Genomic DNA, 19,686 nt, shown 5'->3' with positions numbered 1-19,686 from the left:
ACGATACGATGAACGGACCCACGCGCCGCGAGACCTTCCTCCTCGGTGCCGCCGCCCTGATCCCGGCCAGCGCGATCGCGCAGGAGGCGCCGCGCCGTGGTGGCGTGCTGACGGTGCATTTCGCCACCGAGCAGCGCATCCTCAACCCGTCCCTGCAGGCCTCGACCGGCGTCTACATCGTCGGCGGCAAGATCCAGGAGGCGCTGCTCGACCTCGACGCGCAGGGCAATCCGGTCGGCGTGCTCGCGGAATCCTGGGAAAGCGCGCCGGACGGCAAGACCCATGTCTTCCGTCTGCGCCGCGGCGTGACCTGGCATGACGGCAAGCCCTTCACCTCGGCCGACGTGCAGTTCACCGCCATGGAGATGTGGAAGAAGATCCTCAACTACGGGACCACGCTGCAGCAGTTCCTGACCGAGGTTCAGACGCCCGATCCGCACACCGCCATCTTCAAGTACGAGCGGCCGATGCCCCAGGGGCTGCTGCTGCGCGCGCTGCCGGATCTCGGCTACATCTCGCCGAAGCACGTCTTCGAGACTGGCGACATCCGCCAGAACCCGGCCAACACGGCGCCGGTCGGCACGGGCCCCTTCAAGTTCGTCCAGTACGAGCGCGGGCAGCACATCATCGCCGAGCGCAACCCCGACTACTGGCGCAACAACATGCCCTATCTCGACCGCGTGGTCTGGCGGGTGGTGAGCGACCGCGCGGCCGCCGCCGCGCAGATGGAAGCGGGGCAGATCCTGTTCAGCCCGTATTCCTCGCTGACCATCGCCGACATGCAGCGGCTCGGCCGCGACCCGCGCTTCGAGGCGACGACGCGCGGCAATGAGGGCAATGTCCGCACCAACACGCTGGAATTCAACTTCCGCAATCCGGTGCTCGCCGACATCCGCGTGCGCCGCGCGATCGCGCACGCGATCAACGTGCCCTTCTTCATCGAGAACTTCCTCGGCCCCTTCGCCAAGCCCGGCACGGGGCCGATCCCGTCCGTCTCGACCGACTACTACCCGACGGCGCCGATGCCGCAGTATGGCTACGACGTGGCGGCGGCGAACCGCCTGCTGGACGAGGCCGGGCAGCGCCGCGGCGCCGGTGGCGTGCGCTTCGGCCTCCGCCTGCTGCCCGCGCCCTGGGGCGAGGACATCGCCCTGTGGTCCACCTTCATCCAGCAGTCGCTGCAGCAGGTCGGCATCCGTGTCGAGATCGTGCGCAACGACGCCGCCGGCTTCCTGCGCAGCGTCTATCGCGACCACGCCTTCGACCTCGCGACCGGCTGGCACCAGTACCGGTCCGATCCGGCGGTCAGCACGACGGTCTGGTATCGCTCCGGCAGCCCGGTCGGCGCGCCCTGGACCAACCAGTGGGGCTGGAAGGACGACCGGATCGACGGGATCATCGACGCCGCGGCGACCGAGGTCGATCCCGTGAAGCGCAAGGGGCTCTATGCCGATTTCGTCCAGGCGGTGCAGACCGAGCTGCCGCTCTGGATGCCGATCGAGCAGATCTTCGTCTCGGTGTTCAACAGGCGCATCCGCAACGCCGGCAACAACCTGCGCTGGGCGTCCTCGACCTGGCACGACACCTGGCTGGCGTCTTGAGGGTCCTGCGCCTCGCGGGGCGGCGGCTTGCCGCCTCGCTGCCGACGCTGCTGCTGATCCTGGTTGGCGTGTTCCTGCTGCTGCAATTTGCCCCCGGGGACACGGTGGATGCGCTGATGGCGCAGATCGGCGGCGGCGATGCCGCCTTCGCCGAGGAGATGCGGCGCTTCTACGGCCTCGATGCCGGCATCGCGGCGCAGCTCTGGAACTACCTGACGCGGCTGGCGACGCTCGACCTCGGCTTCTCCGCCATCTACGGCAAGCCGGTCGCGACCGTGATCCTGGAGCGGCTGCCACCGACCATCCTGCTGATGGCCTCTTCGCTCTCCTTCGCCTTCTTCTTCGGGCTGGTGCTGGGCGTGGTGGCGGCACGGCGGGTGAACCGCTGGCCGGACACGCTGATCTCGACGTTGGGCCTGGTGTTCTACGCGACACCCTCCTTCTGGTTCGGCCTGATGGCGATCGTGCTGTTCAGCGTCTATCTGCAATGGCTGCCGGCCGGCGGCTTCTCGGACATCACGATGGGCTACACCGGCATCGCCGCGGTGCTGGACGTCGCCCGGCACCTGGTGCTGCCGACGCTGACGCTCGGGCTGATCTTCCTCGCCATCTACCTGCGCATCATGCGCGCCTCGATGCTGGAGGTGCTGAGCCTCGACTTCGTGCGCACCGCACGGGCGAAGGGGCTGAGCGAGACGCGCGTGGTGGCGAGGCACGTGCTGCGCAACGCCATGCTGCCGATGGTAACGCTGATCGGGCTGCAGGCCGGGACCATGCTGGGCGGCTCGGTGGTGGTGGAGAGCGTCTTCGCCCTGCCGGGGCTTGGGCGGCTCGCCTATGAAAGCGTGGTGCAGCGGGACCTCAATACCCTGCTCGGCATCGTCTTCGTCTCTGCGATCCTCGTCATCACCATCAACTTCCTGGTGGACATCCTCTATGCGCGGCTCGATCCGCGCATCTCGACGGAATCCTGATGCGCGCGTTCAAGGCCTATCTCCGCAGCCCGGCGGCGCTGATCGGCACCGCGATCCTGCTCGCCGTCCTTGTGATGGGCGTCGGGGCACAGTGGTTCTATCCCGGCGATCCGCTCGGCCTCGCCGGCCGGCCGCTGCAATGGCCGGGGGCCAGTCCGCGCTTCCCGCTCGGCACCGACCCGTCGGGGCGGGACATCGCGGCGCAACTTTTTCACGGGGCGCGCATCTCACTGCTGATCGGATTCGTCGCGACCTCGATCGCCGTGGTGATCGGCATCGCCATCGGCGCGGTGGCCGGCTTCTACGGCGGCGCGACCGACACGATGCTGATGCGCGTGACCGAGGCCTTCCAGACACTGCCGAATTTCCTGCTTCTGCTGGTGCTGGTTGCCGTCTTCGGCAGCACGATCGAGACGGTGACCATCGCCATCGGCCTGGTTTCCTGGCCACCCGTTGCGCGGCTGACGCGAGCGGAGTTCCTCAGCCTGCGCACGCGGGACTTCGTCCAGGCCTGCCGTGTCCAGGGATTGGGCGATGCGCACCTGATCCTGCGCGAAGTGCTGCCGAACGCCCTGCCGCCGGTGATCGTCTACGCCTCCGTCGTCATGGCGGTGGCGATCCTGCTGGAGAGCGCGCTCGCCTTCCTGCAGCTCTCCGATCCCAACGTGCCGTCCTGGGGCAACCTGATCGGCCTCGGCCGCAACGTGCTGCGGACGGAGTGGTACGTCTCGGCCATCCCGGGCGTTGCCATCCTGCTGACCATCCTCGGCGTCTCGCTGGTGGGGCAGGGGCTGAACGACGCGCTCAACCCGCGCATCGCGAGCGGCCGATGACGACACGCCTCGCCGTCGAAGGGCTGACCATCCGCCTTCCCAAAGGTGCGGACCGGGAGTTCGCGATCGAGGAGGTCGCGCTGACCGTCGCGGCGGGGGAGATCCTCTGCGTCGTCGGCGAGAGCGGGTCCGGGAAATCCGTCACCGCCTCCGCCGCCATGGGCCTGCTGGCGCCGGGGCTGTCCATCGCATCCGGCCAGATGGCGCTGTGCGGCGAGGATCTGCGCGCCAAGTCGCCGGAGGAATGGCGCGCCATCCGCGGCCGCCGCATCGCCATGGTGTTCCAGGAGCCGATGACGGCGCTCAACCCGCTGATGACGGTGGGCGCGCAGATCGGCGAGATGTGGCGCGTCCATCTCGGCCTCGATGCGAAGGAGACGGAGCGCCGCGCCGTCGCCGCGCTGCGCGAGGTCAACCTGCCCGACCCGGAAGGCGCGCTCCGCGCCTATCCGCATGAACTCTCCGGCGGTCAGCGCCAGCGCGTGATGATCGCCATGGCGCTGGCGCTCGAACCCCAGGTGCTGATCTGCGATGAGCCGACCACCGCGCTCGACGTGACGACACAGGCGCAGGTTCTGGCGCTGATCAAGGACCTGCAGAGGCGCCACGGCACGGCGGTGATGTTCATCACCCACGATTTCGGCGTCGTGGCGGAGATCGCCGACCGGGTGGCGGTGATGCGGCTCGGCCGTGTGGTGGAGGAGGGCACGGCGCGCGATGTGTTGACCGCGCCGCAGCACGAGTACACGCGCGCCCTGCTGCGCGCCGTGCCCGGGCTCGCCGCGCCAGCTCCACGCGCTCTGGCGGAGGAGGCGGTGCTGGAGGTGCGTGGCCTGACCAAGACCTATGCCTCCCGTGGCATCTTCCGTCGCCGCAAGCCGGTGAAGGCGCTGGATGCGGTCTCGGTGACGCTGAAGCGCGGCTCGACGCTGGCGGTGGTGGGCGAGAGCGGTTCGGGGAAATCGACGCTCGCGCGCTGCGTCGTCGGGCTGCTCGGCAGCGACGGAGGGCAGGTCGTCATCGGCGGCGCGCCGCTGCCGGCGAAGCGGCGCGAGGCCGCGCGCCTGGTGCAGATGGTGTTCCAGGACCCCTATGCCTCGCTGAACCCGCGCCGGAAGGTTGGTGCCCAGGTGGCGCAGGGGCCGATTGCGGCCGGCGCGCGCCGTGCGCAGGCGTTGGCCGAGGCGCGCGAATTGTTCTGCACCGTCGGCCTCGATCCGGATGCGGTGGACCGCTTCCCGCACGAATTCTCCGGCGGCCAGCGCCAGCGCATCGGCATCGCGCGGGCGCTGGCGATGAAGCCGCAGGTGCTGGTGGCGGATGAGCCGGTCTCAGCGCTCGATGTCAGCGTCCAGGCGCAAGTGCTGGCGCTGCTGCGCGAATTGCAGGAGAGGCTTGGCCTCTCGATCCTGTTCATTACCCACGATCTGCGTGTCGCGGCCCAGCTCTGCGACGAGGTCGCGGTGATGCGCGGCGGCGTGGTCGAGGAAGCCGGCCGCATCGGCGAGGTCTTCGCCGCGCCGCGCAGCGCCTATACGCGCAGCCTGATCGAGGCGATCCCCGGCCGCGCGCTGTTCGGCGCCTGACGTTCAGGTCGCGTAGTCGGGCTCCTCGCGGTCCAGCACCCGGCGCCAGGCGTCGAGGTGCAGCCGTGCATCGAGCTTCTCGCCCCAGGCGCCGGTATGGTGGCGGCGCAGGCCCTCCGGCAGCCTGTGCAGCGGCAGGCCGGTCTGCATGGCCGTCATCTGGTACATGGTCGTGCGCTCGGCCATGTAGGTCTCGTCGAAGGCGTCGTGCACGGTGGGGCCGACCACCGTCACGCCGTGGCCGCGCATGACCATGATGGTCTTGTCGCCCATCAGCCGCGCGATGCGGTCGCCTTCCTCGCTGCTGTGCACGGGCTGGTCTCCCTCGCTGTCATAGACCGCGCGGTCGTTGAGCAGCAGGCTGTTGTGGTGCGACAGCGCGAATTCCGCGCCCTCGATCATCGACAGCGCCGTCAGCCAGCGCGGATGGACATGCACCACGCAGGCGGCCTTCGGGTTGGCGAGGTGGATGCGGCAATGGATGTGGAAGGCGACCTTGCGCAGCTCCCCCTTGCCGCGCAGCACGCGGCCGTCCAGGTCGCAGACGATCAGGTCGCTCGCCCGCAGCTCCTGGAACAGGTAGCCGCGCGGGTTGATGAGGAAGCGCGGCTCCGACTCCTCCGGCAGCATCAGGCTGTTGTGGTTGCCGATGTGCTCGTTCCAGCCGAGCCGCGCGCCGATGCGGAACACCGCCGCCATGTCGCAGCGCAGCGCCCATTCGCGTTCCTCGGCGCGGCTGCTGGTAAGGCTCTGGACCATGTTCGCCATCTGCGACCTTCCCTGCCTGGGTCGGGGAAGGCTGGCACGTTCCGCGCGTGCACGCCAAGCGCCGGCGGATTGACGGGCGCGGTTCCGCGGACGACGCTTCGCCGTGAGAACCGCCAAGAGCACCGCCATGCCGCCACCCAAGCCCATCGCGGAACTGCCCATCACCGGCTATCTCGACCGCTTCTCCCACCGCCCCGGCGAGACCTTCCAGGTGCGCGTGAGCGTGCGTGACGGCGGGCAGGCGCGCGCGCGGCTGGTGCGCGTGATCTCCGGCGATCCCAACCCGGCGGGGCCGGGCCTGCGTTTCGAGGACCTCGCGCATCGCCTCGACCTGACCTTCGCGGGGCGCCGGCAGCCGATCCGTCTCGGCTCCCATGCCGTCGTGCCGCGCGCGCCGCGGCGCGAGGCCGGGCCCTGCACCTGGACCGCGCTTGTCTGGCTCGCCGCCGCGCCGCAGGCCGAAGCAACCGTGATCTGCGAGACCGACGGCGACACGGTCGCCCGGCTGGCGATCGGGCGCGACGGCGTCACGGGCATCGTCACCGGCGCGCAGAACGCCGTGGCGGTCGCGACGGGCAAGGCGCCCGCGCTGAGGCGCTGGCATCGCCTGTGGCTCAGCGCCGATCCCGGCACCGGCCGCGTCGCCGTGGGCTGCGTGCCCTTCGAGGGCGGCGCGGCGTCGGTCGCGACCGCGGTGGTGCAGGGGCTGCGCGTGCCCAGCGGCGGCGGGCGCATCGCCATCGCCGCGGACGGCGCCTCCCCGGCCGGCGGCCACCTGACGGGCAAGATCGAGGATCCCGCGCTGCTTGCGGGCTACCGCGACGCCTGGGCGCATCCTGACGCGACCCTCGCCACGCTGGCGCCGGAACTGCTGGCGGGCTGGGACTTCTCCCGCGACATCCCGACGCAGCGCATCGTCGATGTCGGCCCGCAGGCCTGCGACGGCCATCTGGTGAACATCCCGGCCCGCGCCGTGGTCGGCGCCCGCTGGTCCGGCGCGGAGATGTGCTGGCGCCACGCCCCCGCCGACTACGCCGCCATCCACTTCCACGCCGATGACCTCGGCGATTGCGGCTGGCAGACCGATTTCACCTTCGAGGTCCCCGCCGACCTGCCCTCCGGCGCCTACGCCTTCCACCTCACCTGCGCGGCCGGGGAGGACTGGCTGCCCTTCTACGTGCTGCCGCCGCGCGGGCAGGCGAGGGCGTCGGTGGTGTTCCTCGCCTCGACCTTCACCTACCAGGCCTATGCCAACCACGCGCGCGGCAATGCGGATGCCGCCTACAAGGCGCGCGTCGCTGCCTGGGGCGCCTATCCGCACAATCCGGACGACTACCCGATCTACGGGCGGTCCACCTACAACAAGCATCCGGACGGCAGCGGGATCGCGTTCTCGTCCCGCCTGCGGCCGATCCTGACCATGCGGCCGGGTTTCCTGACCTTCAACGACGCGCGCGGCTCGGGCCTCAGGCACTACCCGGCGGACACGCACCTGCTCGCCTGGCTGGAGGCCAAGGACATCGCCTTCGACATCGTCACCGACGAGGACCTGCACGAGGAAGGCGCGGACCTGCTGAAGCCCTACCGCGTGGTGCTGACCGGATCGCACCCGGAATACCACACGCCGCAGACGCTCGACGCGCTCACCGCCTACACGCGCGATGGCGGGCGGATGATGTATCTCGGCGGCAACGGCTTCTACTGGCGCATCGCGGTGACGCAGACGCTGCCCGGCGTGATGGAGCTGCGCCGCGCGGAAGGCGGCATCCGCGCCTGGGCCGCCGAGCCGGGCGAGTACTACCACCAGACCGATGGCGGCTATGGCGGGCTGTGGCGACGCAACCGGCGGCCGCCGCAGATGCTCGCCGGCGTCGGCTTCTCAGGCCAGGGGCTGTTCGAGGGCACGCATTACCGCCTGCTGCCCGCCGCCCGCGACCCGAAGCACGCCTGGATCTTCGAGGGCGTGGAGGGCGAGACCTTCGGGGACTACGGCCTGTCGGGCGGCGGCGCCGCGGGCTTCGAACTGGACCGCGCGGACTTCACCCTAGGCACGCCGGAAGGCGCGGCGATCCTGGCGCGGTCGGAGGATCCGCCATCCTCCTTCGTCACCGTGCCCGAGGAACTGCTCTCCCACATCGCAACCGTCAGCGGGGAGAAGGTGGACGAGCTGAAGCGCGCCGAGATCGTCCTCTTCGGCACGCCCGGCGGCGGGGCCGTCTTCGCCACCGGCTCCATCACTTGGTGCGGCAGCCTGTGGAAGGACGGCGCCTTCGACGGGCCGGTCAGCCGCATCATGGAGAACGTCCTGCGCCGCTTCGCCGTGGCTTGAACGGAGAGTGTTGACGACCCGCCCATCGCGTCGGACAGTCTGAAGAACGACTGAGGCCACGCATCAACGGGGGACACTGCCCATGAAGCGCCTAAGCCTTGCGTCCACGCTCGCCGTTGCGGCCATGGCGCTGCCGGCGGGGCCGCTGCTCGCGGCGCCCTTCACCTGCCCGAGCCGGGGCGGAGACATCGTCTTCGGGCAGGAAGCCAATGTGAATTCGCTCGACCAGCACACGTCGAGCACGATCTCCACCCGCAACATCGCGATGAACATGTACGAATCGCTGATGACGCGGGACGAGAACAACCGTCCCATCCTCGAGCTCGCGGAGAGCATGGAGGAATCCGGCGATGGGCTGACCTACACCTTCCGCCTGCGCCGCGGCATCACCTTCCACAACGGCAAGCCGATGACGTCGGCGGACGTCGCGGCCTCCTTCAACCGTTACAACCGGATCGGGCTGCAGCGCAGCACGCTCGACAACGTGGCGGGGTGGGACACGCCGGACCCGCACACCTTCGTCATCCGCATGAAGCAGGTGCAGCCGACCTTCATCGAGGCGCTCTCCTCCTTCTCCGTGCCCATCGTCATCATCCCGTCGGAGCACGAGAACGACGAGCGGCAGCAGCTTCGCACCGTCGGCACCGGACCGTTCAGGCTGATGGAGTTCGTCCCGGGCAGCCATGCGCGGCTTGGCCGCTTCGAGGGATACCAGCCCAACACCGCCTTCGAGCAGCGCACCGGCTTCGGCGGCTATCGCGTCGCCTGCGTGGACACCGTGACCTTCCGCATCGTGACGGAGGCGAGCGCGCGCGTCGCCGGATTGGAAACCGGCGCCCTGCAGGCGGTGGAGGACGTGCCGACGCGCTCCCTGGAAGGGCTGCGCCGCAACAGTGCAATCACCATCCTGCCGCTGCAGAACTGGTGGATCCAGATAGCGCTGCCCAATACCGCCATCCCGCCGACCAATAACCTGGCCTTCCGCCGCGCCGTGCAGGCGGCGCTCGGCATGGAAGACATCATGGATGCGGCGACGGACGGGAATTTCCGCCTGAATGTCGGCTTCCAGTATCCGAACCAGCCCTCCTACACGGATGCCGGCAAGGAGACCTACAACATCAACGACCAGGCGCGGGCCCGCGCGCTGCTGCGTGAATCCGGCTACCGCAACGAGCCGATCACCATCCTGACCAACCGCGACTATCCGCCGATGTACAACTCCGCGCTGGTCATGCAGCAGCAGCTTCGCGCCATCGGGATCAACGCGAGCCTGCGCGTGGTAGACTGGCCGACCTCGGTCCAGATGTCCCAGCGCGTGAACAGCGACGAGTGGCACTTCTTCCATACCGGCTGGGGCACGCAGCCGGCGCTCGGCGCGCTAGCGACCATGCAGTTCCTCGTCGCGCCCAATGCCGCCTACCATCCGCGCGACGACCGCGACGACCCGGACGTGCTGGCGGCCTGGAACGCCATGAACAACGAGCGTTCGCCGGAAGCGCGCCAGGCGGCCTTCGCGACCATGCAGCGCCTGGTGCTGGAGCGCGCCTACGCCTTCCCCTTCGGAGCGCTGACCAAGGTGCAGGCGGTGCGATCCAACGTGCAGGGCTTCGTGCCGTTCCGGATACCGCGCTTCTCCAACGTATGGATCCAGCGGTAGCGCCGTGATCGGGGTCGCGGCCCGGCGCTCGCTGAGCGCGATCCCGGTCCTCCTCATCGTCAGCCTCATCAGCTTCGGGCTGATGCGGCTCATTCCGGGCGACCCGGCCGCAGCCATTGCCGGGGTGGCCGCGACGCCGGCGCAGATCGAGCAGCTGCGCCGCGACCTCGGGCTGGACCAGCCCTTCCACATGCAGTTGCTGGAGTACTACGGCGGCCTGGCGCGGGGCGATCTCGGCAGGTCGCTGCTGCTCGGCAAGGGCGTCTTCGCGGCGACGATGGAACGCCTGCCGGTGACGATCGGGCTGTCGCTCTATGCCCTCGTCTTCACCCTGCTGATCGGCATCGCCAGCGGGATCGTCGCGGCACTGCGGCAGAACAGCATCATCGACCAGGCGGCGATGATGTTCGCCATGATCGGCATCTCCGTGCCGAACTTCTTCCTCGGCCTGCTGATGATCATCCTCTTCGCCGTGCATCTCGGCTGGCTGCCGAGCGGCGGCTACGTGCCCTTCAGCCAGGACCCCGCCGGCTGGCTCGCGAGCACCACGATGCCGGCCTTCTCCCTCGCGCTGCTGCAGGCCGGCCTGCTCGCGCGCATCACGCGGTCCTCGATGCTCGAAGTGCTGCGCCAGGACTACATCCGCACGGCGCGCGCCAAGGGGCTGCCGCAGCGGCAGGTGATCCTGAAGCACGCGCTCGCCAATGCGCTGATCCCGATCGTGACGGTGGTCGGCATCATCGTCTCCCTGCTGCTCTCCGGCGCGGTGGTGACGGAGGCGCTGTTCTCGCTGCCCGGCATGGGGCAGTTGCTGACCCAGGCGGTGTTGAGCCGCGACTACCCGATGGTGCAGGGGGGGCTGCTGCTGGTGACGACCTTCCTCGTGCTGGTGAACATCACGGTGGACGTGCTCTACGCCCTGCTCGACCCTCGGGTGCGCTATGAGTGAGGCGGCGGACGCGGAAGGCATTGCCTACAAGCGCGAGCACCCCGCGCGCGCGGCGCTGCGGCGGCTGTTCCACCACCGGCTGTTCGTCACGGGGCTGATCCTGTTCGGCATCATCGCCGGCATCGCCGCCGCGGCGCCCTGGATCGCGGGCGTGGATCCGCAACGGCTGTCGATGCGCAACAAGTTCCTGCCGCCAGGCGAGACCTGGCTCTTCGGCACCGACAATTTCGGTCGCAGCCTGTGGTCGCGCGTGGTCTGGGGGGCGCAGCTCTCGATGGTCATCGGCGCCTCGGTGGTGGCGCTGAACGCGGTGTTCGGCACGCTGATCGGCGCGGCTGCGGGCTACTTCCGCAGGCTCGACAACGCCCTGATGCGGGTGAACGACGCTCTGATGGCCTTCCCGGCGATCCTGCTCGCCATCGCCGTCACCTCGGTGCTGGGGCCGTCCACGCTCAACGTCATCCTCGCGCTGTCGATCGTCTACATCCCGCGCACGGCGCGCATCGTGCGGTCCTCGGTCATCGTGCTGCGGGAGATGGAATACGTGCAGGCCGCCGTCGCCGCCGGCGCGGGGCACTGGCGCATCCTGCGCCACCACATCCTGCCCAACGCCATGGCGCCGATGATCGTGCAGCTTTCGTTCCTGTTCGCCTATGCGGTGCTGTCGGAAGCGACGCTGTCCTTCCTCGGCGTCGGCGCGGTGCCGCCGACGCCGACCTGGGGGAACATCATGGCGGAGGGGCGCGACTTCATGCGCGAAGCGCCCTGGATCATCACCATCCCGGGCGTGGCGCTGATGATCACGGTGATGGGGCTCAACCTCCTCGGCGACGGGCTGCGCGACGTGCTCGACCCACGGCTCAGGATCCAGCAGTGAACCTGCTCGAGGTCCGCGGCCTGACGACGGCCTTCATGACCGGGCGTGGCGAGGTGAACGCCATCGAGGAGGTCTCCTTCTCCCTGAAGGAAGGCGAGATCCTCGGCATCGTCGGTGAATCCGGCTCCGGCAAGTCGGTGACCGCGCTGACGATCATGGGCCTGCTGCCGCAGCCGCCGGCGCGCGTCGCGGCCGGGGAGGTGGTGTTCAACAGCCAACGCCTGACCGGCTTGTCCGACCGCCAGATGCAGGCGATCCGCGGCCCGGGGATCTCGATGATCTTCCAGGAGCCAATGACCTCCCTGAACCCGGTCTTCTCCATCGGCGACCAGATCATGGAGACGATCGCCGCGCATGAGCGCCTGTCGCAATCGGACTTGCGCAAGCGCGCGATCGGGATGCTGGACAAGGTCGGCATCCCCTCCGCCGCGCGCCGGCTGGACGACTACCCGCACCAGATGTCGGGCGGCCAGCGGCAGCGCGTGATGATCGCCATGGCGCTCGCCTGCCAGCCGAAGCTGCTGATCGCGGATGAGCCGACCACCGCGCTCGATGTGACGATCCAGGCGCAGATCCTCGACCTGCTGATGGACCTGCGCGACGAGTTCGGCATGGCGATCATGATCATCACGCACAACATGGGCGTGATCGCCGAGACCGCCGACCGCGTGCTGGTGATGTACGCCGGCCGGGTCATCGAGGAAGCGCCGGTCGCCAGCGTCTTCGACCGACCGTTGCACCCCTATACGCGCGGGCTGCTGGAATGCGTGCCGTCGCTTATCGAGGACAGGCCGCGCCTGGTCGCCATTCCCGGCACGCTGCCGGAACCCGCGCGCCGGCCGCCCGGCTGCCGCTTCGGCCCGCGCTGCCGCCACGCGCAGCCGGCCTGCTCGGAGGCGATCCCGACGCTGGAAGCCCTGGAGCCCGCCCACACCGCCGCCTGTTTCCGCGCGCGGGAGCTTGCCCTGCCATGACCACGCCGCTCGTCGAGGCAACGGCGCTCGCCAAGCATTTCGAGATCGGCGGCGGCGGGCTGTTCGGGCTGCGCAAGCCGATGAGCCTGCGCGCGGTGGATGAGGTCTCGTTCTCGATCAACGCCGGCGAGACGCTCGGCCTGGTCGGTGAATCCGGCTGCGGCAAGTCGACCCTCGGCCGCCTGCTGCTGCGGCTGATCGAGCCGAGCTCGGGCCGCATCACCTTCGACGGCAACGACATCACCGGCATCGGGCGGATGGAGATGCGCGCCTTCCGCCGCTCCATGCAGATCATCTTCCAGGACCCGTATGGCGCGCTCAATCCGCGCATGTCGGTCGAGGACATCATCGCCGAGCCGCTGATCATCCACGGTGCGAAGCCGGGCGCGGAGACGCGCCGCAAGGTCACGCAGATGTTGGAGAAGGTCGGCCTGCCGGCGCGCGCCCTCGACCGCTTCCCGCATGAATTCTCCGGCGGCCAGCGCCAGCGCATCGGCATCGCCCGCGCGCTGATCCTGCATCCGCGGCTGATCGTCTGCGACGAGGCGGTCTCGGCGCTCGACGTCTCGGTGCAGGCGCAGATCGTCAACCTGCTGCAGGACCTGCAGCGGGAGATGGGGCTGACCTACCTCTTCATCGCGCATGACCTGTCCGTGGTGCGGCACATCTCCGACCGCGTCGCGGTGATGTATCTCGGCAAGGTGGTCGAGGTGGCGGACAAGAAGACGATCTACTCCGCGCCGCTGCACCCCTACACGCGCGCGCTGATCGCCGCCGTGCCGGCGCAGCATCCGGCGCAGCGCTCCCGCGGCAAGCGGGAACGCATCGCCGGCGACATCCCCTCTGCGCTCAACCCGCCATCCGGCTGCCGCTTCCATACGCGCTGCCCGCACGTCATGTCGGTCTGCCGCGAACGCGCGCCCGCGCTCACCGACCCCGCGCCCGGCCACCAGGTTGCCTGCCACCTGATCGAGACGCCCAAAGCCTGAGGAACGCCATGTCGCAGACCCGCAAGTCCCGCCTCGTCCCGGAAGTGGACTATGGCAAGGACGGCAAGCAGGCGGGATTCATCCGCCTGTTCCACTCGACGCATGAGTCCGCCTACGGCTTCCTGCCGATCCCGATCGTGGTGGTGAAGAACGGGGAGGGGCCGACGGCGCTCTTCACCTCCGGCAACCACGGCGACGAGTACGAGGGCCAGGTCGCGCTGACCAACCTGATCAAGTTCCTTGAGCCCGGGATGATCCGGGGCCGCGTCATCATGATGCCGATGGCGAATTATCCGGCGGCGCTGATCGGGCGGCGCGTCTCGCCGATCGACGACCTCAACATGAACCGCATCTTCCCGGGTGATCCGGACGGGACCGTCACGCGGCAAATCGCGCACTACATCGACAGCGAGCTGATTCCGCTCGCCGACCTGGTGATCGACCTGCATTCGGGCGGGTCGTCGCTGAACTACATCCCGACGGCGCTGGCCAAGCAGTCGGCCGATCCCGTGCTGTACCAGAAGCAGCTTGCGGCGCTGCGTGCCTTCGGCGCGCCCTACACCTACATCCAGGGCGGCGCGCAGGGGCAGGGCGGGGATCAGACGCTCGGCAGCGGGGCGGACCGGCGCGGCAGCATCGCGCTGGGGACGGAACTCGGTGGTGCGGGGGCGGTGAACGCGTCAGGGCTCGCCATCGCGGAACGGGGCCTGCGCAACCTGCTCGTCCATCTCGGCATCCTCGGCAGGGAGCATTGGGTGGAACCGCCGGTCGCAACGCGCTTCCTCGATGTGCGCGGTCCCGAGATGTACGTCTATGCGCCTGAGAACGGCGTCTTCGAGCCACTGGTCGAGCTCGGCGACGCGGTCGTGCCCGGAACGCCGGCCGCGCGCATCCACATGCCCGAGACGCCCTGGCTGCCGCCGGTCGAGATCGCCTTCAAGGCCGGCGGCATCGTCATGTGCAAACGCATCCCCGCGCGGACCAAGCGCGGCGATTGCCTGTTCCATCTGGCGAGCGACCTCGCGGGCTAGGGCGGTTGCCGTTCGCCTTGGCTCACCGCAGGCGCTCCGATCTCTTGTTCCTGCAAGCATCCCAACCCGATCAGGGGAGTCCGCCTGATCGGGATTTGCTCCAGTCATTTCGTCTTCAGCGTCCAGTTGAAGGTGACCACCGGCACGTCGGGGACGGGCAGGATCCTGCCTTCCTCGTCGGTCGGAATGGTCCGGACGGGCCTTCCCTCGACCATCACGGTCGGCACCGGCGGCGGGTTGTAGCGGCGCATGGTGCCGTCATGCCCGGCGACATAGGCGACGATGCCGGCATCGTAGGCGATGAACTTGTCGTCGTCGCTGAAGTCCGGGCTGCCCCGCATGCCGGAGGCAGGATCGATGCTCTCGGGCGGCGTCGGGTGGGTGTGGTAGTAGGCGACGGGCGTGGTGCCGGCCGGGCAGCCGCAGTTCCACTCCCCCAGGCCGACATCGACCGTATGCTTGACGGTGCCGGTGCGGACATCGCTCGAGGAGAGCGCGCCGTTGCTGTTGCCGCGGCAGATCACCGCGCCCTTCTCGAAGCCGCTCGCGATGGAGGCCGGCAGGACGGCCTGGAGGAGGTCGCGCGCCTTCTCGTCCATGCGCGATACCGTCACCGTGGTGCTCTTGTTCTGGCCGGTCTGGCCGCCGTCGCCGGGCATGGTCGGGGCTCCTTTCGCGCTGCCGGTTTCCTGTCGCGATGACGGAACAGCTTCCGCGCCGTACGGGTCAAGTGACTCGCGTCACCGCGGCCGGCTGCCGCGCGGTCATGCCCCGGCGGGGCGGAACGCCCTGCAGACAGCGGGGTCGGTGTCGAGCCGCGGCCCGCCGATCAGGTCGATGCAGTAGGGGATGGCCGGAAAGACGGCGTCCAGGCATTCGCCGATCGCCGAGGGCTTCCCCGGCAGGTTGACGATCAGGCTGCGTCCGCGCGTGCCCGCCGTCTGGCGGGAGAGGATTGCGGTCGGCACGGCGCGCAGGGACACGGCGCGCATCAGTTCCCCGAAGCCGGGCAGCATGCGCTCGCAGACGGCTTCGGTCGCTTCAGGCGTGACATCGCGCGGGGCAGGGCCGGTGCCGCCGGTGGTGACGATCAGCGCGCAGCCTTCCGCATCGGCCAAGTCGCGCAGCGTCGCCTCGATCGCCGGCCGCTCGTCCGGCACCAGGCGCCGCACCGCACGCCAGCGGGAGGCGAGGATGCGTGCCAGCGCCGCTTCGATCGCCGGCCCACCCTTGTCCTCATAGATGCCGCGGCTGGCGCGGTCGGAGACGGTGACGACGCCGATCGGCGTCGCGGCATCGGTCATGAGGGGGCTCCATGGCAAGGGACGCGGCGCCGCGGCTGCAACCGGCTGCAATCATTCCCTGCGGCGAGTGACACCGGACGCAGCATAGCCGCAATTCCTCGGCCCTTCGTCAACTCGGCGCAGTTGAGCCCCGGGCGGTGCGGAGAAGCATTGGCGACGACCTTCACCGTGCTCCGGCAGGCCGCCGAGCGGCCATATGGGAGAGGTAGGCCAGCAGCGCGTCGAGTTCCGTCTCGCTGATCTGATCGGCCGCGAAGCCCGGCATCTTCTGCTCCGGCCAGTTCCGGACGCTCGCCGGATCCCTGAGGTATCGGCGCAGTGCGCCAGGCTGGAAATACTCCGTCGGGCCCATCGGCCGGTTCAGGTCGGGGCCCATGTCTGCCGACCCACCTCCGTTCATCCGATGGCAGGCGAGGCAGATCGAGGTGAAGACGTCCTGCCCGCGTCGCGCCGGGTGATCGGCGGGAAGCGACGGGTCCGCCGCGATCTGTGGCCAGCGCACCGCCGGGCGCTGCACGAAGCGCAGCGCCGCAAGCTGATAGGGCCAGTATTCGGGCGAGATCCGTCCCGCCTCGGGCCGTTCCCAGACGATGTAGAAGGGGCCCGCACTGGCCTGCTTGCCCGGCAGGTGCGGCCAGGGCGAGTCCGGTTCCTCGAGCGCGAGCCAGGCGCGGGGGCCGCCGGGCGTCGTCTGCAGGATGAGGTGCAGCGGCACCTGGGCCGCGAAACCGTCGGTGGCCGCGGCCTCGAGCACGCCGCCTGGCGGCGGCGGGGCCGGCAGCAGGGCGAGCACGGAGGCCAGGGGCACGGCACGATAGCGCCGCTGCACGCCGCCGTAGCCGATATCGGCCGGGACGCTGATCTCCGCCGCATCCGGGCGGGCCAACAGCGTCGCGGTATCGACGGTCAAGCGGTTCGCGCCGTCTTCCAGCGCGAGGGGGGCGGCGCGGGCCGTGAGCGGCATCAGCACCCACAGCAGCAGCGCCAAGCCGGCGGGGCGGACCAGTCCGAGGCGCCGCACATGGCCCCGGTGGCAGGGAGAAAGGACGGACATGCGCATGGCGCTCCCCTCGCTTCTGCACTCGCTGCACAGAATGGCCATCAAGCCATCCCCCATCGCGTCCAGTCCAGGGGCTGGCGCTTCGGCGGCGGATGCCTATCGAAGGCCATCAGCCAGCGGGGGAAGGGTCGCCGATCAGCGATTCGCTGTCATACCAGCGGACGAGTTCCTGACGCTGCCGAGGCCGCGACGGGCACCCAGCCACCTTGCCTTGCAAGGTGACCGGGAATTCGGAATGCGGCCCGCCGGTGGTCCCGCGAAGCCAAGCAGACCGGTGGTTTGCGCCCGGCGCCTGAGGGCACGAAAAGCCCCATGCCAGCGGTCGCGAATAGCGGCCGTTGGCATCATTCCCTTCGCCGCCCATGCGGCGGCGTGAAGGGGCGCACGCGCTGGTGGCGGCATGCGCGAGGGGCGCCGCGTTGCCCAGGCTTCCGCGCTGGTCGCCGAGGGTCGAGCCACGAAGCGACCGATGGCGAGCATCGTGGGCACCACGGTCCCGGCCCGGCTATTCCGGCGTCACCCCGGCCTGCGCCAGCAGCTCCCGGTTGAGTGCGAGGTTGCGCCGGATGCTCTCACGCACGGCCGCCGCGCCAGGCGGCGAGGGTTCAAGCCCCAGCCCCGCGAGCCGCGCCCGGTTGTCCGTATCGGCGAAGGTCTCGATGAAGGCGGCCTCCAGGACCGTGCGGATCGGTTCCGGCGTCCCCGCGGGCGCCGCGACGCTCAGCCAGGCGTCGAAGGTGAAGCCCTCGTAGCCCTGCTCGATCATCGTCGGGATCTCCGGCATGGAGCGGACCCGCGCCGCGCTCGGCACGCCGAAGCCGCGCAGGCGCCCGGCCTCCACATGCGGCCTGGCCGAGGCGAAGGTGGAGAACATGACGTCCACGCGCCCGGCCAGGATCTCCGTGATCGCCGGGCCGGAGCCGCCGAAGGGCACGTGCAGCATCTCGATGCCGGCGCGCCGCAGGAAGTCCAGCATCACGAGATGCGCGCTGGAGCCATTGCCGAAGGTCGCGTAGCTCAGCTCGCCGGGCCGGCGCCGCGCCTCCGCCACCACCGCGGCGAGGTCGGTCCAGCGCGGATGGCCGATCAGCATCGACAGAGTGTTGCCGATCATCGTCAGGTGGTCGAAGTCGGCCAGCGGATCGTAGCCGGGGTTGCGGATGACATGCGGCACCACGGTGAAGGTGGTGACGCTGCCCATCAGCAGCGTGGTCCCATCCGGCCGCGCCCGCGCGACCTGGCGCGCGCCGATCGAGGTCGAGGCCCCCGGCCGGTAGTCGGCGACGAAGCTGCCGCCGAGCCGCTGTGCCAGCCCCTGCGTCATCATGTTGCCGAGCAGCGTCGGCAGCCCGCTCGGCGTATAGGGCAGCACGATCGTCACCGCCTGCTGGCCGGGATAGCGCGGCCGCGCCCCGGCCGGTGGGGCGAGCAGCACGGCAGGGGCCGCAAGCAGCGCCCGTCGACGGAGAAGCTCGGTCATTCCTGGTTCTCCCTCATGGTCCGTCCGCGCCGGATGCCGGTCGCGGAGGTTCCGTTCACGCCGCCTGCGACCTGTCGCGCCGCCGCTCCTGCTTGGGCAGGATGCTGCGGGCGATGATCTGCTTCATCACCTCGACCGAACCGCCGGCGATGCGCGCCATGCGCGCATCCGCCCAGGCGCGGGCGATCGGGTATTCCCACATGTAGCCGGCGCCGCCATGGAGCTGGACGCAGCGGTCCATCACGCGGCCCTGCAGCTCCGTGGCCTGCATCTTGGCGATCGCCGCATCCACGGCATCGAGCCGCCCTTCCAGATGCACCTCCATGCAGCGATCCACATAGACGCGATGCACGGCGATCTCGGCGCGCATCTCCGCCAGGCGGAACTGGGTGTTCTGGAAATCCGCGACGGTCTGCCCGAAGGCGTTGCGGCCCGTGGTGTAGTCGATGGTCCATTGCAGCGCCGCCTCGGCGGCCGCGACGGCGCGCACCGCCTGCACCAGGCGTTCCTGCGCGAGTTCCGTCATGAGCTGGAAGAAGCCGCGCCCTTCCTCCCCGAGCAGGTTCGAGACCGGCACGCGCACCTCGTCGAGGAACAACTCGGAGGTGTCCATCGCCTTGCAGCCGACCTTCTTGAGCGGCTTGCCGCGCGCGAAGCCGGGGCGGCCGGTCTCGACCAGGATCAGGCTGATGCCCTTGGCCCGCGCCGACGGGTCGGTCTTGGCGGCGACCACGATCACGTCGGCGCCCTGCGCATTGGTGATGTAGATCTTCTGGCCCCTGATGACGTAGTCGTCGCCGTCGCGCAGCGCGGTGGTGCGGATGGCCTGCAGGTCGCTGCCGCCCTGCGGCTCGGTCATGGCGACGGCCGCCAGCGCGTCGCCCTGCGCCATGCGGGGCAGCCAGTGGCGCTTCTGCGCCTCGGTGCCGTAGTGCAGCAGGTAGGGGGCGACGATGTCCGAGTGCAGCGAGAAGGCCGGGCCGGTCACGCCGGCGCGGGACATCTCCTCGATGACGATGGCGCTGTGCAGGAAATCCCCTCCCATGCCGCCGTATTCCTCGGGGATGTTGCAGCAGAGCAGCCCGGCGGCGCCGGCCTTGCGCCAGGCCTCGCGCGGGACGACGCCGGCTTCTTCCCAGGCGGCGTGGTGGGGCGTGAGTTCACGCTCGACGAAGCGCCGCACCTGCTCGCGAAAGAGCGTGTGCTCTTCGGAAAAGAGGGTTCGCGGGATCACCAGGGCGTTTCCTCACCGTTGTTCTGGACATTCTGTGGAA

The 19,686-nt window shown here is 69.7% G+C and carries 17 protein-coding genes; 11 read left to right on the top strand and 6 right to left on the bottom strand.

The annotated features are described in order from the left end of the window. Positions 1 to 8: 8 nt before the first annotated feature. Genes GXW74_RS03420 through GXW74_RS03405 form a run of 4 tightly spaced genes read left to right on the top strand, consistent with a single transcriptional unit; the run spans position 9 to position 4,994 of the window. Positions 9 to 1,601, top strand: a complete 1,593-nt coding sequence (locus tag GXW74_RS03420; protein WP_211844872.1) for an ABC transporter substrate-binding protein — start codon at positions 9 to 11, stop codon at positions 1,599 to 1,601. Continuing rightward, entirely contained in the window at positions 1,598 to 2,575 is a 978-nt protein-coding gene (locus GXW74_RS03415) for an ABC transporter permease (protein WP_211844871.1), read from the top strand. The genes GXW74_RS03420 and GXW74_RS03415 overlap by 4 nt, the downstream gene beginning before the upstream one ends. Further along, positions 2,575 to 3,408 carry an ABC transporter permease gene (locus GXW74_RS03410; protein ID WP_211844870.1) on the top strand — a complete coding sequence of 278 codons (834 nt, stop codon included), beginning with the start codon at positions 2,575 to 2,577 and terminating at the stop codon, positions 3,406 to 3,408. Before GXW74_RS03415 ends, GXW74_RS03410 begins: the two co-directional genes overlap by 1 nt. Continuing rightward, entirely contained in the window at positions 3,405 to 4,994 is a 1,590-nt protein-coding gene (locus GXW74_RS03405; RefSeq protein WP_211844869.1) for a dipeptide ABC transporter ATP-binding protein, read from the top strand. The genes GXW74_RS03410 and GXW74_RS03405 overlap by 4 nt, the downstream gene beginning before the upstream one ends. A 3-nt stretch (positions 4,995 to 4,997) precedes the next feature. On the opposite strand, the gene GXW74_RS03400 is transcribed toward GXW74_RS03405, so the two are convergent. Further along, positions 4,998 to 5,762, bottom strand: a complete 765-nt coding sequence (locus GXW74_RS03400) for a class II aldolase/adducin family protein (protein WP_211844868.1) — start codon at positions 5,760 to 5,762, stop codon at positions 4,998 to 5,000. Between the two features lie 103 nt (positions 5,763 to 5,865). Here GXW74_RS03400 and GXW74_RS03395 point away from each other — a divergent pair, with 103 nt between their 5' ends. From GXW74_RS03395 to GXW74_RS03365, 7 genes are all read left to right on the top strand, one after another. Continuing rightward, positions 5,866 to 8,091, top strand: coding sequence for a N,N-dimethylformamidase beta subunit family domain-containing protein (locus GXW74_RS03395; protein ID WP_211844867.1), 2,226 nt, complete (start codon positions 5,866 to 5,868; stop codon positions 8,089 to 8,091). 82 nt (positions 8,092 to 8,173) lie between these two features. Next, positions 8,174 to 9,748: an ABC transporter substrate-binding protein gene (locus GXW74_RS03390; RefSeq protein ID WP_211844866.1), complete on the top strand. Its 1,575-nt coding sequence runs from the start codon at positions 8,174 to 8,176 to the stop codon at positions 9,746 to 9,748. Positions 9,749 to 9,752: 4 nt separating this feature from the next. Further along, complete coding sequence (locus GXW74_RS03385) at positions 9,753 to 10,697, top strand: ABC transporter permease (RefSeq protein WP_211844865.1); 945 nt, start codon at positions 9,753 to 9,755, stop codon at positions 10,695 to 10,697. Further along, the gene (locus tag GXW74_RS03380) at positions 10,690 to 11,574 is read left to right on the top strand and encodes an ABC transporter permease (protein WP_211844864.1); all 885 of its coding nucleotides are present in this window, start codon (positions 10,690 to 10,692) and stop codon (positions 11,572 to 11,574) included. Before GXW74_RS03385 ends, GXW74_RS03380 begins: the two co-directional genes overlap by 8 nt. Beyond that, positions 11,571 to 12,548, top strand: coding sequence for an ABC transporter ATP-binding protein (locus GXW74_RS03375; RefSeq protein ID WP_338148122.1), 978 nt, complete (start codon positions 11,571 to 11,573; stop codon positions 12,546 to 12,548). Before GXW74_RS03380 ends, GXW74_RS03375 begins: the two co-directional genes overlap by 4 nt. Continuing rightward, on the top strand, positions 12,545 to 13,537 hold the full coding sequence (locus GXW74_RS03370; RefSeq protein ID WP_211844863.1) for an ABC transporter ATP-binding protein: 993 nt from the start codon (positions 12,545 to 12,547) through the stop codon (positions 13,535 to 13,537). Before GXW74_RS03375 ends, GXW74_RS03370 begins: the two co-directional genes overlap by 4 nt. Before the next feature lie 8 nt (positions 13,538 to 13,545). Beyond that, positions 13,546 to 14,568: a succinylglutamate desuccinylase/aspartoacylase family protein gene (locus tag GXW74_RS03365; protein WP_211844862.1), complete on the top strand. Its 1,023-nt coding sequence runs from the start codon at positions 13,546 to 13,548 to the stop codon at positions 14,566 to 14,568. 104 nt (positions 14,569 to 14,672) lie between these two features. Here the strand turns inward: GXW74_RS03365 and GXW74_RS03360 are convergent, their stop codons facing one another. The 5 genes from GXW74_RS03360 to GXW74_RS03340 all read right to left on the bottom strand — a co-directional run bounded on the left by GXW74_RS03360 (position 14,673) and on the right by GXW74_RS03340 (position 19,646). Further along, positions 14,673 to 15,227, bottom strand: coding sequence for a DUF4329 domain-containing protein (locus tag GXW74_RS03360; protein WP_211844861.1), 555 nt, complete (start codon positions 15,225 to 15,227; stop codon positions 14,673 to 14,675). 105 nt (positions 15,228 to 15,332) lie between these two features. Beyond that, the gene (gene mog / locus GXW74_RS03355; RefSeq protein ID WP_211844860.1) at positions 15,333 to 15,872 is read right to left on the bottom strand and encodes a molybdopterin adenylyltransferase; all 540 of its coding nucleotides are present in this window, start codon (positions 15,870 to 15,872) and stop codon (positions 15,333 to 15,335) included. A 163-nt stretch (positions 15,873 to 16,035) separates the two neighbouring features. Then, the gene (locus GXW74_RS03350) at positions 16,036 to 16,926 is read right to left on the bottom strand and encodes a c-type cytochrome (protein WP_211844859.1); all 891 of its coding nucleotides are present in this window, start codon (positions 16,924 to 16,926) and stop codon (positions 16,036 to 16,038) included. Between the two features lie 511 nt (positions 16,927 to 17,437). Beyond that, positions 17,438 to 18,412, bottom strand: coding sequence for a Bug family tripartite tricarboxylate transporter substrate binding protein (locus tag GXW74_RS03345; RefSeq protein WP_211844858.1), 975 nt, complete (start codon positions 18,410 to 18,412; stop codon positions 17,438 to 17,440). Positions 18,413 to 18,467: 55 nt separating this feature from the next. After that, positions 18,468 to 19,646: an acyl-CoA dehydrogenase family protein gene (locus GXW74_RS03340; protein ID WP_211844857.1), complete on the bottom strand. Its 1,179-nt coding sequence runs from the start codon at positions 19,644 to 19,646 to the stop codon at positions 18,468 to 18,470. Positions 19,647 to 19,686 lie beyond the last annotated feature (40 nt).

The sequence above is a fragment of the Neoroseomonas eburnea genome (assembly GCF_018129005.1).
GTDB lineage: Bacteria > Pseudomonadota > Alphaproteobacteria > Acetobacterales > Acetobacteraceae > Neoroseomonas > Neoroseomonas eburnea.
The sequence above is the reverse complement of the archived record's forward strand: the minus strand, read 5'-3'. Positions and strand labels throughout refer to the sequence as shown.